The following is a 15,254-nucleotide window of genomic DNA, read 5'->3' on the forward strand; positions in this document are numbered from 1 at the left end:
CCGGTGTCGGTGCCGGGCACGAAGTTGGCGATGATCTCGACCTGTCCGAGCGAATCGCTGGTGGATTCGAAGTTCAGGATGCCGTTGGCGCCGTTCAGCTCTTCCTCGATCAGCCGCGTCACGCTGTTGTAGAGGTTTTCCGGCGAGGCGCCGGGATAGCTGGTCGAGATCGAGATCGAGGGCGGCGCGATGATCGGATACTGCGCCACCGCGAGCAGCGGTATCGAGATGGCGCCCACCAGACAGATGAACAGCGCAACAACCCAGGCGAAGATCGGCCTGTCGATAAAGAAGCTGGGCATCAATCGTTACCGGCGCGCTTGCTTGGTCTGCCTTGCCATTGCCGTGTCGGCCGAGGCGTCGCCTTCGGTAAACAGCTGTGGCCTGACCTTGTCGCCGGCGGCGAACTTCTGGAAGCCCTCGACCACGACCTTGTCGCCGGCCTTCAGCCCCTCGGTCACGAACCACTGGCCGTCCTGCATCGATCCGGTGCGGACGGGCTGCACCACGACGCGGTTGTCGTCCTTGATCACGAACACTTCGCTGCCGCCGCCGCTGTTGCGCTGGATCGCCTGCTGCGGCAGGGCGATGGCATCGTTGTCGATGCCCTGCTCGATCAGCACGCGGACATACATGCCCGGCAACAATTCGCGTTTCGGATTGGGAAATTCGCCGCGCAACGTCACCTGCCCGGTATGGGCATCCACCCTGGCGTCCGAGAACAGCAGTTTGCCGGGCGTCGCGTAGACCGTGCCGTCATCCAGCACCAGGCGAACCCTGGCCATGCCGGGCGCGATGCGATCGAGTTCGCCGCTTTCCAGCGAGCGCCGGAGTTGATTCATTTCGGTGACCGATTGGGTGAAATCGGCATAGATCGGATCGAGTTGCTGGATGGTCGCCAGATTGGTCTCGTTCTGCACCACGAGCGCGCCTTCGCTGACCAGCGCCGCGCCGACCACGCCATGGATCGGGGCGCGGATCGTGGCGTAGCTCAGATTGAGCCTGGCGCGCGCGACCTCCGCCTTGCGTCCCTCGACCTCGGCCTCGGCCTGGCGCATCGCGCCGATGGTTTTTTCGTTCTCGGCCTCCGAGGTGGCTTTCTGGCTCGTCAGGGTAGCGATTCGCCGCGCCTGCTGTGACGCCTGGTCGAATGCAGCAACGGCCTTGGCGAGCGCTGCCTCGCTGGACTGCACTTCGACCTCGAACGGCTGCGGATCGATCTGGTAGAGCGGATCGCCGGCCTTGACCTCGCTGCCATGATTGAACAGGCGCTGGATGACGATGCCGGAGACGCGCGGACGCACGTCGGAAACCCGGGTCGGCGCGACGCGCCCCGGCAATTCGCGCACCAGCGCGCGTGATTGTGGTCTGATGGAGACGATGCTGACTTCCGGGTCGGGCGTCTGGGACGCTGCGACCGCCGAGGAAGGTTCGTTGCATCCCGCGAGAAGTGGCGCCATTGCAGCCAACATCAAGGCGATGCCCGCCGACCGCTTGCGAAATGAAGTCATGAAAGGTCGCCCCAAGTTTGAGATTCTGCGCGGATCGCGTTTCCACGGGCGCGGCGTCGCGATGACACTGCGTTCTATCGGAGGCAAGGTAGGGCACTATTGTTGCAATGCAACACGTTTCGCGGCGGCCCAATGTCACACACGCTATCGCATTGAAAAAACAGTATTTTATTCTTCTCACTGGATCGTGAATCGGTTGCGATTCCGGTTCACGATTTTGGGTTCCACGACGCCGGCTTCGAACACGCCGTTTATTATTTAACGAGGCAGCAAACGGCCAGATTGTTGAGCGTCGCGTTCAGACCGGCTCCACCGCCTTCATCCGGTAATGGCTGATGCCCCATTCACTGCCTTCGGCGTAACCGAACAGGCCCGATGTGGCCAGGAAGAACCAGCGCCAGCGCCGCATCCACAGCGGCGTCGCGTTGCCATATACGCCGCGCAGGACGGCTTCGATTTCGTCGCGGTGGGAATCGAAATTGGCGAGCCAGTCGAGCGCGGTGCGCTGATAGTGCGTGCCGCTCCAGCGCCATTCCTTCTCGACCTCGAACAGATCGGCATATTGCCGGACCAGATGATGGCTCGGCATCACGCCACCGGTGAAGAAATGCTGCGCGATCCAGTCCTCGCCGTCGGCGCGGTCGAACCGGTAGGCGCCCGAGCGATGGGTGAAGATATGCATGAAGAAGCGCCCGCCGGGCTTGAGCCATGACCGCACCCGAACCATCAATTCGCGCCAGTTCATCATGTGTTCGAACATTTCAACCGACACGATGCGGTCGAACTGCTGCCCCGGATCGAAGACGTTCATGTCGGCGGTGATCACCCGAAGATTCTGCAATCCGCGCGATGCCGCCTCGAGCTCGATATATTCCCGCTGCGACTGCGAATTCGATACTGCGGTGATCTCGGCGTTGGGAAACCGCCGCGCCATCGACAGCGCCAGCGAGCCCCAACCGCAGCCGAGTTCGAGGATCGCCTGCCCGTCCATGAGATCGGCGTGCTCGATGGTCTGGCGCAGCGCTTCTTCCTCGGCCTCCTGCAGCGTGGACGCGGGCTCCTTATAGAAGCATGAGGAATATTTGCGATTCGGGCCCAGCACCTGGGCGAAAAACGCCGCCGGCACTTCATAGTGCTGGGCATTGGCCTCATTGGCGTGCTCGGCGATAGCGCGCGTCGCCATGTCAGCGGCAAACGATGCGTCGCTCTCCGCGTTGCCGCTGGCGAGACGTGTCGCGGTGCGCGAGCACAGCCGCTGGATCGCGGCGCGAATGATGACGTCGGGCAGCGGCATCCGTTCGGCGGTACCGATCATTCTGGACACGAAGCTCATGTGACCGCTCTCTTCTCGTTGAGCATGATCTTTTCCGAAAACCGGTCTCCACGTTTGATCATGCTTGCGGCGGCAGCGGAAAGAACATGCTGGTGCGTGACTGGTACTCGCGATAGCGCTCGCCGCGCGAACGCAGCATCTGCTGCTCCAGCGGCGGGATGCCGGTGACGTGCACCAGGATCCAGTACATGAAGACCGGCGCCAGCAGACTGGCCCAGCCCCACGGATAGAACAGCGGATCCGCAACCGGGATCGCGATGACTGGATAGGCCAGCCAGCCGAACCATTGGAAGAAATAGTTCGGATGCCGCGACCACCGCCACAGCCCGACATCGCAGACCCGGCCCTTGCTGGCGGGATCGCTGCGGAATTTTTTCAGTTGAGCATCGGCCAGCGCTTCGCCGGCAATACCGACGAGAAGGATCAGCACGCCGAGATAATCCTGCGGGCGCAGCGCCTCGGCAGGAAACCGCGCCGCGACGAAGATCGCAAACACCAGCGGGATCGAACCGAGCGCCTGGTTCTGCAGGAAAACGAACATCCGGCGGGGCGAATCGACACCCCATTCCCGGGCGAAGGCGGCATAGCGGGGGTCATCGGTGATTCCCGCCGTTCGCACCGCAATATGAGCGCCGAGCCGCAGCGACCAGAGCGCCACCAGGGCCGCGACCAGCCATTGCCTGGCGTTCGGCGGGCTGCCCGCCACCGGCCACAGCGCGGCTCCGGCGCCGACCAGGCCGATGGCGAAGGTCCAGATCGTATCGACCCAGCCGGAATTGCCCGTGCGCTGTTGCACGAGCCAGGCGCCAGCCATCAGCACCGACAGCGACATTGCGATGGCGGCCAGCATCCCGAGATACAAAATGGTCATGCGAAATCCCTGATATCCGCGCTAGACATCGAGCTTTGATGAACTACGCTCCAACCAAGCTCCGGTTTCACCCGGGGTTCCACAGTCCACCCCGAATCACCGCGTATCTGAGCTTTTTTCCCGGTCCCGCTGTGCCATATTCAGGACCGAGACCGGTTGCTCGCAACGGATGACACCGAAAATGGCTTCAGGCCCCTCTTCCCGCTCCACGATGGAGACTGAACTGAACAAACTGTCCTCGCCCCGGATTTTCCTGGTGCGGATGGTGGTGTTCCTGGTGCTCTGCTCGCTGCTGCTGGTGGTGCTCTACAAGCAGATCATGGCCGCGTTTTTCGCCAATCCGGGGCTCAACGCGCTGATCGGCGCGGTGCTGCTGATCGGCATCATCCTGTCGTTCCGGCAGGTGGTCCGGCTCTATCCGGAGGTCGCCTGGGTCAACAATTTCCGGATCTCCGATCCCGGCCTCGCAGTCGACCGGCACCCCACTTTGCTGGCCCCGATGGCGGCGATCCTCGGCGGCGAGCGCACCGGGCGGATGACGATCTCGCAAACGACCATGCGGCACTTGCTGGATTCGATCGCGACAAGGCTCGACGAGGCTCGCGACATTTCCCGCTATATGACCGGCCTCCTGGTCTTCCTGGGGCTACTCGGCACCTTCTGGGGCCTGATCGAGACCGTCGGCTCGGTCGGCAAGGTGATCGACGGCCTCAAGGTCGGCGGCGACGCCGGTTCGCTGTTCGACACCCTCAAGGAGGGGCTGGCCGCGCCGCTGAGCGGCATGGGCATTTCGTTTTCGTCATCGCTGTTCGGTCTCGCCGGGTCGCTGATCCTCGGCTTCCTCGACCTGCAATCGAGCCAGGCCCAGAACCGCTTCTATACCGACCTCGAGGACTGGTTGGCCTCCACGGTGCGCGAATATACCCGCGAGGGCACCGGTGGCCCGGGCGGCGAGTTGCAGGCCGCGGTCGAACGGTTGCGGCTGACCCTCGAAGAGGGCGGCGCCAGCCGCGGCACCACCGCGGCGATGGCCAACCTCGCCGAGGCGATTCAGGGCCTGGTCACGCATATGCGGACCGAGCAGCAGATGATCCGCGAATGGGCCGACGGCCAGGGCGAGCAGAACCGCGAGATCAAGAAACTTCTCGAGCGGATCGCGCGCCAGCCCGAGAAGAGTTAGCGAAGCGTTTTCAAGAACAGAAAGAAGCTTATGGCCCTCGCCCGTGCCCGCCGCAACGAAACCGGATTCAACTACTGGCCGGGCTTCGTCGACGCGCTGTCGACGCTGGTGCTTTCGATCGTGTTCCTGCTGTCGGTATTCCTGGTGGTGCAGTTCTTCCTGTCGCAGGAGGTCACCGGCAAGGACAAGGCGCTGGAGCAGCTCAACGCCAAGCTGGCGCAGCTCAGCGAAATGCTGTCGCTGGAAAAACTCGGCAAGCTCAATCTCGACGACCAGCTGTCGCAGCTCCGAGCGGGGCTGGCCTCGGCGGAATCCGAACGCGACCGCGTCAAGGGCCTCTATGACGGTCTCGCCGGCGCCGGCAGCGACGCCGCCGGCCGCGCCAGCGAACTCAACAAGGCGCTGGATTCCGAAAAGCAGGTGACGTCGCGAGCGCTGGCGCAGATCGAGGTCTTGAACCAGCAGATCAGCGCGCTGCGCCGCCAGCTGGCGGCGCTGGAGGAAGCGCTCGAGGTGTCGGAGAAGCGCGACCGGGAATCGCAGGGGCGGATCGCCGATCTCGGGCAGCGGCTCAACGTGGCGCTGGCGCAGCGGGTGCAGGAACTGTCGCGCTACCGTTCGGAATTCTTCGGCCGCCTGCGCGCCATTCTCGGCAACCGTCCGGACATCCGGATCGTCGGCGACCGTTTCGTGTTTCAGTCTGAGGTATTCTTCGACACCGGACAGGCCCTGCTGCTGTCCGAAGGCCGCGCCGAGCTCGACAAGCTGGCGAGCGCGCTGACCGAGCTGGACAAGCAAATTCCCGCCGAGATCGCCTGGGTGCTGCGGGTCGACGGCCATACCGACGTGCGGCCGATCCTGAACAGCCCGGTGTTCAAGTCGAACTGGGAATTGTCGTCGGCGCGCGCGATCTCGGTGGTGCAGTACCTGGTTTCGCTCGGCGTGCCGGCCCAGCGGCTGGTCGCGGCCGGCTTTGCCGAATTCCAGCCGCTCGACACCGCCACGACAGAAGAAGCCTACAAGCGCAACCGCCGCATCGAACTGAAGCTGACGGAACGGTAGGGCATGATCCCGAAAAGTGGGCACCGGTTTTCGGATCAGATCATGCCCCAAATAAGAATCGCGAAGCGATGACAGAGACGTTTCAGCTGCGCCCCTATCGCGACGAGGACGAGGACGCCGCGATCGCGCTGTGGCTCGAGACCTGGCGGCTCGCCTATCCCTCGATCGATTTCGACGCCCGCGTGGACTGGTGGCGCGAGCGCTGGCGCAATGAGCTGGTGCCGAAGGCAGCGATTGTTGTTGCCGAACAGGCCGGCGCGCTGGCTGGTTTCGTCACTATCGACGCATCAGGTTATCTCGACCAGTTGGTGGTCGCTCCCGATCGCTGGGGGTCGAGGCTCGCCACGACTCTCGTCGATGAAGCGAAGCGCCTGTCATCCGATGGCGTCACCTTGAAGGTCAATGCGGACAATGCCCGCGCCATCCGCTTCTACGAGCGCAGCGGATTTGTTCATGCGGGAGAGGATGTGAACCCGGGGTCGAAGCGATTGGTGCTGAAGATGGCGTGGAAGCCGTAGCTGCCTGCGCTCCCTCTCCCGCTTGCGGGGGAGGGCTGGGGTGGGGGTGCTTCAGCAGGTTCAGTCTGGGCGATTGTTACCGGCGCAGACTGAGAGAATTCCCCCACCCGCCGCGCTTCGCGCGTCGACCTCCCCCGCAAGCGGGAGAGGTAAGAGAGAAACTCACACCCCCTCGAACTGCAACCTCGCCAGCCTGGCATATAGCCCGCCCGCCGCGACCAGCTCGGCGTGCGTGCCCTGTTCGACGATGCGGCCCTGGTCCATCACCATGATGCGGTCGCAGGACAATACGGTGGCGAGCCGGTGCGCGATGACGAGCGTGGTGCGGTGGCGCATCAATTCTTCCAGCGCGGTCTGCACCAGCGTCTCGCTCTCGGCATCGAGCGACGAGGTCGCTTCGTCGAGCAGCAGCAGCGGCGCATCGCGCAGGATCGCGCGCGCGATCGCGATGCGCTGGCGCTGGCCGCCCGACAGCGTCACGCCGCGCTCGCCGAGTTGTGACTCGAAGCCGCCCGGCAGCCGGCGGATGAATTCGCTGGCATGGGCGAGATCGGCCGCGTGCTCGACTTCGGCATCGGTCGCATCCGGCCGGCCGAAGCGGATGTTGTCGCGCGCGGAAGCCGCGAACACCACGGAATCCTGCGGCACCAGCGCGATGCGGGCGCGCAACTCGCGCGGATCGGCCGCCTTGACCGGCACGCCGTCGAACGAGATGGCGCCGGAAGCCGGATCGTAGAATCGCAGCAAGAGATGAAACAGCGTGCTCTTGCCGGCGCCCGACGGGCCGACGATGGCGACCTTCTCGCCCGCACGCACGGTCAGCGAAACGCCGTCGACCGCCAGCGCATCCGGCCGGGTCGGATAGGCGAAGCTGACATTGTCGAAACCGACATCGCCCCGCGCCGGCACCGGCATCGCGCGGGGCGATGCCGGTGCTGATATCGCCGACTTGACGCGGAGAATTTCAAACAGGCGTTCGGAAGCGCCCGACGCCGCCGACACCTCGCCCCAGACCTCGCTGAGCTGGCCGAGGCCAGCGGCGGCGAATGCCGCATACAGCACGAACTGGCCGAGCCGGCCGGGCGTGATCGAGCCGGACAGCACGTCGTTCGATCCGACCCACAGGATCGCCACCACGCTGGAGAACACGATGAAGATGATGACGGCGGTGAGAACCGCGCGCGCCCGGGTCGAACTGCGCGCCGCCGCATAGGACTGTTCGACCTCGCCGCCGAACCGCGCATTGGCCAGCCCCTCGCTGGTATAGGCCTGCACCGTTCTGATCGCGCCGACCAGTTCGGAAGCATAGGCGGTGGCGTCCGCCAGCGTATCCTGGGCGTTGCGCGACAGCCGCCGCACCCAGCGTCCGAACGCGACCAGGGGAATCACGATCACCGGAATCGCCAGCAGCACGAAGCCCGACAGACGGGGGCTGGTGATCACCATCATCGCGGTGGCGCCGATGAACAGCATCATGTTGCGCAGCGCGATCGAGACCGAGGCGCCGACCGCCGATTTGATCTGGGTGGTATCGGCGGTCAGCCGCGAGATCAGTTCGCCCGAGCGCGCGGAATCGAAGAACGCCGGCGACAGAGAGATCAAATGGGCGAACACGTCGCGCCTGAGATCGGCGACGATGCGCTCGCCGATGGTCATGACCAGGTAGAACCGCGCCGCACTGGCGCCGGCCAGCACCGCGACCAGCGCGATCATCACGCTGAAATAGGAATTGATCATCGCGATGCCTTCGGGCGTGAAGCCGAAGTCGATCATCCGCCGCACCGCGATCGGCACCAGCAGGGTGGTGATCGCCGCGATGGTCAGCGCAATGAAGGCGAGCGTGGCGCGGCCGCGGTAGCGCGCCACATAGGGCATCAGCGCCAGCAGCGGACGAAGCCGCGCGCTGCTCTTGGCCGGCAGTTCCGCGAGTTCGGCCTCGATGGCAGGGACATCGGCGCCCGCCGGATCGTGCCGCGGCGGCGTCTCGCCGCGCCGCTCTTCAAGCCGTTCCACTGCGCTCATGAGATCCGGACCAATCGCTTTGCCAGCCACCAGATAGGCCCAGCCGCCGACGCTGGCAAATCCGGCAGGTTCCTCATCCGGGATCCTACGGTTCAGCGCGTTCCCCGGCTTGTTTTGAGGGCCCTGCTGCGTTATAGAGCGGCCCAAATCCGTCCCCACAGCCATCGATAGACAGGCGCCGGCGCGCCGAAGGATCTGCCATGAAAGCCGAAATTCATCCGCAATATCATATGATTACGGTCGTCATGACCGATGGCACCGAGTACCAGACCCGCTCCACCTGGGGCAAGGAAGGCGAGAAGCTGAACCTTGATATCGATTCCAAGTCGCACCCGGCCTGGATCGGCGGCGCCCAGCAGATGCTCGACCGCGGCGGCCGCGTGTCCCGGTTCCAGAAGAAGTTTTCGGGCTTCCTCAAGAAGGATTGAGCCTTTCAGACTCCGTCTCAAGGCGGGAGATCAGACCGCCCCGGCTCGCGCCGGGGCGTTTTTCGTTGGCCAAGCCTGTTCAGAACCTCCAGCCTACGCAGCCGGCGGCGCCGGCGGCGATGATGCAGCACGCCGCGATCCGCCACTCCGTCAGGCGCTCGCCCAGGAATGCGGCGCCGAGCAGAGCAGCGAACACCACGCTGGTTTCACGCAACGCCGACACCGCGCCCATCGGGTTCGCCTGCATCGCCCAGATGATGGCGCCATAGGCGCCAAGCGAAATCAGCCCGCCGCTGGCCGCCTTGCCGACTTCAGACAACGGTACGGCGAACGCCGCGCGCCGGCCGCGCGCCAGAAGCCAGATCGGCACAGCCAGGAAGAACGCGAACATGCCGCCGGTATAGGAAATCCAGTTGCCGGAGACCCGCACGCCGAGACCATCGACAATGGTGTAGGCGGCAATGCTGACGCCGGTCGCCAGCGCCGCCGGCAGATTCATCGCATGCAGTCTTCCCCTGGCAGCCGCCAGCATGAAAATTCCCGCACACACCAGACCGATGCCGACGGTGCCGACCAGGTTCATCCACTCGCCCGCGAGCAGGCTGCCGCCGAGCGCGATCAGCGCCGGCGAGGAGCCGCGCGCCACCGGATAGGTCTCGCCGAGATCGCCGCTGCGATACATCCGGACCAGCAGCGCGTTGTAGACCAGATGGATCAGCCCCGAGGCCACCACGTAAGGTGTGCTCGCCCATGACGGCAGGCCGGCGAACGCCATCATCGCGACGCCGGCGATACCGACCGTGACGTTCATGATCAGCATCGACTGCGCGCGATCCGCGCCGCCGCGCAGCAAGGCATTCCAGCCCGCGTGCAGCAACGCGGCCGACAGCACCAGCGCGATGGAAAAAGAGGTCAGCAAGGCCGGCTCATTCCATGCCGGCGATCGGTGCGTGCGGCCTTCGCACGCGGCCGGCTCCGGCCTCAGCCGCTCTGACGCTCGAACGCCGCCTTCAGGCGATTGAGCTGCGGCACCAACGGATTGCCGATCGGGGCGCGTTCGGCCGCGGGCGCATGGATCGTGGTATCGAGGCGGCGGACCTTGGTCTGCAGCGCCATCGAGCGGCCAATCAACTCCTGCAATTGCAGCGGCAGCTTTGCGATGATGTCGTCCGGGCCGGGGTCGGCGGCCGAGAGCTTGACCTTGGTCTTTTCGCGGTTGGCCTGGGTCAGCGTCATCTCGCCTTCCTTGACCGCTCGGTGCAGCAACAGCCATGACGCCAGTTGCATAAGGCGTGTGGTCAGCCGCATGCTTTCGGTGGCGTAAGTCAGGCTGACGGAACGGTCGAGCGCCTTCGCCTCGGTGCGGCCGTCGCCGTCGAGATAGGCCGCGGTCTCCTCGACCAGATCCATGCCTTCGCGGAACAAGGTTCCGAACGCCGCCGAGTTGGTGAGCCTCTCGCTGAACTGCACGAGAGCGGTTTCGCCTTGCGAACGGTCGGACATGGTTAACGCCTCACGCAACTGTTCAAGCCGTCGCTGGCCGCCGGCTTATGATGAACAAATCATTACGCGCCGGCCGACGAGAGTCCAGCCGCAAGCGTTTTTATGGTTTCCAGCGAGGTACCGCGACGCCAAAAAAAAGAGCCGCCATTTCTGGCGGCTTTTGAAGTTGATAACAGGGAGGCGTCAAACAGAGTGGACAGGAGCCACTCGGTGTCCAAACAAGGACGATTTAAGTCATAATCGAGAAAGCTTAATGGACCGTAAACGAACGGTTTTGTTGACGGTTCCTTTGCCTTGTCGGCCATTGGCAGAGGCCGGTGATGTCTCGTGCCCCGGATGCAGTACAGCGCGCCTTTCTCTCAACTCGTCGTCCCGGACAAGTGAGCGTAGGAGCGCCGATCCGGGACTACGGATGAGAGATCGAACTCAACTCTCTACGTCTTGTTTCTACGTCTTGAAAAAACTGTTCGCCGCATCCTTCGACGCGCGCTTTTTGGTCGTCGCCGCCTGCAGCCGCTCGATCTCCTGTTGCATCAGCGCGATGCGTTCGGCCAGTTCCTCGACCGACAACAGCGACAGGTCCTGCCCGATCTCGTGGGTGACTTTCTTTCTCGGTCTGTCGTCGTCCTCGGCGGCCATGTGTTCTACCCCGTGCTCGACCCTCAGAGAGGCGGTTGCCAGCCCGAGCGCGGCTGGCTAATCAGGTGCATCTTAATTTCCCGCATTGCCCAAGGAAACACCATGGAAAAGCTCCCCGCGCAAATGACCGTCGTCGGTATCAGCAAGCCCGGCGGTCCCGAGGTGCTGATCCCCGAGACCCGCGCGCTCCCGGTGCCCGGCCCCGGCGAAATCCTGGTCAAGGTGCTGGCAGCGGGCGTCAACCGTCCCGATGTCGCGCAACGCTCCGGCGCCTATCCGCCGCCGCCCGGCGCCAGCGACCTGCCCGGCCTTGAGATTGCAGGCGAAGTTGTTGCGCTCGGCGCCGGCGCCGTCAGGCACAAGCTCGGCGACAAGGTGATGTCGCTGGTGGCCGGCGGCGGCTACGCGCAATATTGCATCGCGCAGGATGCGCAAGCGATGGCGGTGCCGCCTGCTCTGTCGATGCAGGAGGCCGGCGCCATCCCGGAAACCCTGATGACGGTCTGGCACAATGTGTTCGAGCGCGGCGCGCTCAAATCAGGCGAGACGCTGCTGATCCATGGCGGCTCCTCCGGCATCGGCACCATGGCGATCCAACTGGCAAAAGCGCTCGGCTCCAAAGTGATCGTCACCGTCGGATCGAAGGACAAGGCCGACGCCTGCACCAAACTCGGGGCCGACCTTGCGATCAACTACAAGACCGAGGACTTCGTCGAAGCCACGAAGAAAGCGACCAATGGCGCCGGCGCCAATGTCATTCTCGACATGGTCGGCGGCGATTACATCGACCGCAATTACGATGCCGCCGCGGTCGACGGCCGCATCGTCCAGATCGCATTCCTGAGCGGGACGCCCAAGGCCACCGTCAACTTCTCCAAGGTGATGGTAAAGCGGCTGCTGCACACCGGCTCGACGCTGCGGCCCCGTACCAATGCGGATAAGGCAGCGATGGTCGCCGCGATCGAGGCCAAAGTGATGCCATTGTTGCGCGACGGACGCGTCAAACCGGTCATGGACAGCACATTCCCGCTGGAAAAGGCCGCCGACGCCCATCGGCGCATGGAGACCAGCGAACATATTGGCAAAATTGTGTTGGCGGTTTAACGCTGTTGCGCAATGCGCAGCCGGAAACCCTTTGATTTCCCTCACTTTCATGTCATTTATCGCGCAACGCCGGTCGACCAGCTTCGCCCGGACATATGGCTGATTGCGGAGAACTGACATTGCGTCTGATCAGGTGCCTTGCGCCCCTCGCGCTGGGCCTCATGATTGTTGCCGCCGCGCCTCCGGCGCGCGCTGTCGACGCGGTCAGCGTTCGCAGCGACGCGCCTGCGATCGATCTTACCGCAATCCTGAATCATCAGCGCAGCGACGCCGACCGCATCCAGGTTTCCACCGCACCGGGCACCGACGGCATCGTCCGCCGCATCGAAGTCCGCGCCCGCGAAGGCGGCCAGAACTGGGTGGTGTTCGCGCTCGCCAACAACACCGACGACCAGCTCGACCGCCTGATCGTGGCGCCGCATTATCGCATCGTGTCGTCGGGCCTGTTGTGGCCCGACCTCGGACTGTCGCGCATCGCCACCATCACGCCCTCGACCGGCGACCGTCCCGAACGGCAGGAGAGCGCGACCGCGGACATCTTCCGCATCACGCTCGATCCCGGCGCCGTCATCACCTTCGTCGCGGAATTGCGCACCGATAAATTGCCCCAGCTCTATCTGTGGGAGCCGGACGCCTACAAGGACAAGGTCAATTCGTTCACGCTGTACCAGGGCATCGTGATCGGCATTTCCGGCCTGCTGGCGCTGGTGCTGACCATCCTGTTCGTGGTCAAGGGCAGCATCATGTTTCCTGCCGCCGCCGCACTGGCATGGGCGGTGCTGGTCTATATCGGCGTCGATTTCGGCTTCTGGGGCAAGGTGCTCGACATGTCGAACAACGCCGAGCGCGTCTGGCGCGCGGCGGGCGAAGCGATCCTGGCCGCGACGCTGCTGGTGTTCCTGTTCGCCTATCTCAACCTCAGCCGCTGGCATGTACGCTATTCCCACATCACCGTGGGCTGGCTGACCTTCCTCGGCTCGCTGGTGGCGCTGGCGCTGTTCGATCCCGCGGTCGCCTCCGGCATCGCGCGGATGTCGCTGGTGCTGATCGCGTTCGCCGGTTTTGCCCTCATCGTCTATCTCTCGACCCACGGGTTCGATCGCGCGGTGTTGTTGATCCCGACCTGGTTCCTCCTCGTGGTCTGGGTGATTGCGGCCGGCATGACGGTGGCGGGCTCCGTTACCAACGATATCGTCGGTCCTGCCCTGCTCGGCGGCCTCGTGCTGATCGTGATGCTGATCGGATTTACCGTCATGCAGCACGCCTTCGCGGGCGGCGGCGCCACCACCGGCGTGGTCTCCGACGTCGAGCGCCGGGCGCTGGCACTGACCGGCTCCGGCGACCTGATTTGGGACTGGGACGTTTCGGCCGACAAGGTCTTCACCAGTCCCGAGACCGAGCAACTGCTCGGCCTCAAGCGTGGCATGCTGGAAGGCCCCGCCGCGAAATGGCTCGAGGTGCTGCACCCGCTCGACCAGGACCGTTTTCGCGCGGCCCTCGACAGCGTGCTCGACCAGCGCCGCGGCCGGCTGGTACAGGATTTCAGACTGCGCACGCCGGACGGCCACTTCATGTGGTTCGCGCTGAAAGCGCGCCCAGTGGTCGGGTCCGACGGCGAGGTTTCCCGCGTGGTCGGAACGCTGACCGACGTCACCGAAGCCAAGAACGCCGAAGAGCGCATGCTGCACGATTCCGTGCATGACAATCTCACCGGCCTGCCGAACCGGAAATTGTTCATCGACCGCCTAGGGGCCGTCGCCAACTTCGCCAAAACCATCCCGAACCTGCGGCCGACGCTGATGGTGATCGATCTCGACCGCTTCAAGCAAGTCAACGATTCCGTCGGAATCGCGGTCGGCGATTCCATCCTGCTGACGCTGGCGCGGCGGCTGACCCGCATCCTCAAGCCGCAGGACACGCTGGCCCGGCTGGCCGGCGACCAGTTCGGCCTGATCTTGATGTCGGAGCAGGATCCGGCGCGCATCACCGCTTTCGCCGAGACCATCCGCAAGACCATCCGCGCCCCGATCGCCTTCAACGACCGCGAGATCTTCCTGACCGCCTCGATCGGCCTCGCACTGTCCGATCCGCAGACGCAATTGTCCGACGAGATCATCAAGGATGCCGAACTGGCGATGTACCATTCCAAGCGGATCGGTGGCGACCGCATCGACGTCTACAAGCCGGCGATGCGCGCGCGCAAGACCGACCGGCTAACGCTGGAATCCGAACTACGCCGCGCCATCGAGCGCGAGGAAATCACCATCCTGTATCAGCCGATCGTGCGGCTGGAAGATCGCTCGATCGCCGGCTTCGAGGCTCTGGCGCGCTGGGACCATCCGAAGCTCGGCCGGATGTCGCCGGTGGAATTCATCTCGATCGCCGAGGAAATCGGCCTGATCGTCGATCTCGGCATGTTCGTGCTGGACCAGACCGCCAAACAGCTGGCGATCTGGCAGCGCGCGATGCGTTCGCGCGAGCCGATCTTTGCCAGCGTCAACGTCTCGTCGCGCCAGTTGCTGCGGCACGATCTGATCCACGACATCCGCACCGTGCTGTCGCGCTCCTCGGTGGCCCGCGGCACGCTGAAGCTGGAATTGACGGAATCGCTCGTGATGGAGAATCCGGAGCACGCCGCCCAGATGCTGACGCGCATCCGCGAACTCGGCACCGGGCTGTCGCTGGACGATTTCGGCACCGGCCATTCCTCGCTGGCCTATCTGCAGCGCTTCCCGTTCGACACCATCAAGATCGACCAGTCCTTTGTGCGCACCACCAGCCGGGGCACCCGCCCGGTGATCCTGAAATCAATCATCGCGCTGGCGCACGACCTCGGCATGGACGTGGTGGCGGAAGGCGCTGAGACCGACTCCGACGCGGTTGAGCTCTATCAGTTGGGCTGCGAATACGCCCAGGGTTTTGCCTTCGGCGAGCCGATGGACGCCGACGCCGCGATGCGGCTGTTGACGGAAGAGCGGCTGGAGGCGGCGAGCTAGAGCCGGGTACGGTTGGTACACTTGTGCTGCTCCACTACTAATGCTCGTACCCCGCGAAAGCGGAGGGCTCCTGTGCGCCGCGGCCTT

At 64.3% G+C, this 15,254-nt stretch carries 16 protein-coding genes; 7 read left to right on the top strand and 9 right to left on the bottom strand.

Translation table 11 applies throughout. The features are described 5' to 3' along the window. Together Q8N40_RS01180 and Q8N40_RS01185 are read right to left on the bottom strand one after the other, a co-directional pair. On the bottom strand, positions 1 to 302 hold a 302-nt coding region (locus Q8N40_RS01180; RefSeq protein ID WP_305710505.1), incomplete at its 3' end, for an efflux RND transporter permease subunit. A gap of 6 nt (positions 303 to 308) precedes the next feature. Next, positions 309 to 1,472, bottom strand: a complete 1,164-nt coding sequence (locus Q8N40_RS01185) for an efflux RND transporter periplasmic adaptor subunit (RefSeq protein WP_305710524.1) — start codon at positions 1,470 to 1,472, stop codon at positions 309 to 311. On the opposite strand from Q8N40_RS01185, the gene Q8N40_RS01190 reads away from it, so the two are divergent. After that, on the top strand, positions 1,372 to 1,773 hold the full coding sequence (locus Q8N40_RS01190; protein WP_305710528.1) for a hypothetical protein: 402 nt from the start codon (positions 1,372 to 1,374) through the stop codon (positions 1,771 to 1,773). The two genes, Q8N40_RS01185 and Q8N40_RS01190, sit on opposite strands and share 101 nt — an antisense overlap. Before the next feature lie 36 nt (positions 1,774 to 1,809). Here Q8N40_RS01190 and Q8N40_RS01195 read toward each other — a convergent pair whose 3' ends face one another. After that, positions 1,810 to 2,844, bottom strand: coding sequence for a cyclopropane-fatty-acyl-phospholipid synthase family protein (locus Q8N40_RS01195; RefSeq protein WP_305710506.1), 1,035 nt, complete (start codon positions 2,842 to 2,844; stop codon positions 1,810 to 1,812). A gap of 58 nt (positions 2,845 to 2,902) precedes the next feature. Continuing rightward, positions 2,903 to 3,715 carry a DUF1295 domain-containing protein gene (locus Q8N40_RS01200; RefSeq protein ID WP_305319921.1) on the bottom strand — a complete coding sequence of 271 codons (813 nt, stop codon included), beginning with the start codon at positions 3,713 to 3,715 and terminating at the stop codon, positions 2,903 to 2,905. A 181-nt stretch (positions 3,716 to 3,896) separates the two neighbouring features. Here Q8N40_RS01200 and Q8N40_RS01205 point away from each other — a divergent pair, with 181 nt between their 5' ends. From Q8N40_RS01205 to Q8N40_RS01215, 3 genes are all read left to right on the top strand, one after another. Beyond that, positions 3,897 to 4,895, top strand: a complete 999-nt coding sequence (locus tag Q8N40_RS01205; protein WP_305319920.1) for a flagellar motor protein MotA — start codon at positions 3,897 to 3,899, stop codon at positions 4,893 to 4,895. Between the two features lie 30 nt (positions 4,896 to 4,925). Then, positions 4,926 to 5,957, top strand: coding sequence for a peptidoglycan -binding protein (locus Q8N40_RS01210; RefSeq protein ID WP_305319919.1), 1,032 nt, complete (start codon positions 4,926 to 4,928; stop codon positions 5,955 to 5,957). 68 nt (positions 5,958 to 6,025) lie between these two features. Beyond that, positions 6,026 to 6,475, top strand: a complete 450-nt coding sequence (locus tag Q8N40_RS01215) for a GNAT family N-acetyltransferase (RefSeq protein WP_305710507.1) — start codon at positions 6,026 to 6,028, stop codon at positions 6,473 to 6,475. 162 nt (positions 6,476 to 6,637) lie between these two features. On the opposite strand, the gene Q8N40_RS01220 is transcribed toward Q8N40_RS01215, so the two are convergent. Continuing rightward, the gene (locus Q8N40_RS01220) at positions 6,638 to 8,497 is read right to left on the bottom strand and encodes an ABC transporter ATP-binding protein/permease (protein ID WP_305710508.1); all 1,860 of its coding nucleotides are present in this window, start codon (positions 8,495 to 8,497) and stop codon (positions 6,638 to 6,640) included. Positions 8,498 to 8,697: 200 nt separating this feature from the next. On the opposite strand from Q8N40_RS01220, the gene rpmE reads away from it, so the two are divergent. After that, complete coding sequence (gene rpmE, locus Q8N40_RS01225; protein ID WP_305710509.1) at positions 8,698 to 8,925, top strand: 50S ribosomal protein L31; 228 nt, start codon at positions 8,698 to 8,700, stop codon at positions 8,923 to 8,925. 79 nt (positions 8,926 to 9,004) lie between these two features. Here rpmE and Q8N40_RS01230 read toward each other — a convergent pair whose 3' ends face one another. The 4 genes from Q8N40_RS01230 to Q8N40_RS01245 form a co-directional block, all read right to left on the bottom strand. After that, on the bottom strand, positions 9,005 to 9,844 hold the full coding sequence (locus Q8N40_RS01230) for an EamA family transporter (RefSeq protein ID WP_305710510.1): 840 nt from the start codon (positions 9,842 to 9,844) through the stop codon (positions 9,005 to 9,007). A 62-nt stretch (positions 9,845 to 9,906) separates the two neighbouring features. Next, positions 9,907 to 10,428, bottom strand: a complete 522-nt coding sequence (locus tag Q8N40_RS01235; protein ID WP_305322357.1) for a DUF1465 family protein — start codon at positions 10,426 to 10,428, stop codon at positions 9,907 to 9,909. 62 nt (positions 10,429 to 10,490) lie between these two features. Continuing rightward, a complete protein-coding gene (locus Q8N40_RS01240) occupies positions 10,491 to 10,733 on the bottom strand; it encodes a hypothetical protein (protein ID WP_305322358.1) in 243 nt (80 codons plus the stop codon). A 142-nt stretch (positions 10,734 to 10,875) separates the two neighbouring features. After that, on the bottom strand, positions 10,876 to 11,067 hold the full coding sequence (locus Q8N40_RS01245; protein WP_305322359.1) for a DUF1192 domain-containing protein: 192 nt from the start codon (positions 11,065 to 11,067) through the stop codon (positions 10,876 to 10,878). 102 nt (positions 11,068 to 11,169) lie between these two features. On the opposite strand from Q8N40_RS01245, the gene Q8N40_RS01250 reads away from it, so the two are divergent. Beyond that, the gene (locus tag Q8N40_RS01250; RefSeq protein ID WP_305710511.1) at positions 11,170 to 12,171 is read left to right on the top strand and encodes an NAD(P)H-quinone oxidoreductase; all 1,002 of its coding nucleotides are present in this window, start codon (positions 11,170 to 11,172) and stop codon (positions 12,169 to 12,171) included. 119 nt (positions 12,172 to 12,290) lie between these two features. Beyond that, positions 12,291 to 15,167, top strand: coding sequence for an EAL domain-containing protein (locus tag Q8N40_RS01255; RefSeq protein WP_305710512.1), 2,877 nt, complete (start codon positions 12,291 to 12,293; stop codon positions 15,165 to 15,167). Positions 15,168 to 15,254 lie beyond the last annotated feature (87 nt).

This window comes from Bradyrhizobium sp., from assembly GCF_030693485.1.
Classification (GTDB): Bacteria; Pseudomonadota; Alphaproteobacteria; order Rhizobiales; family Xanthobacteraceae; genus Bradyrhizobium.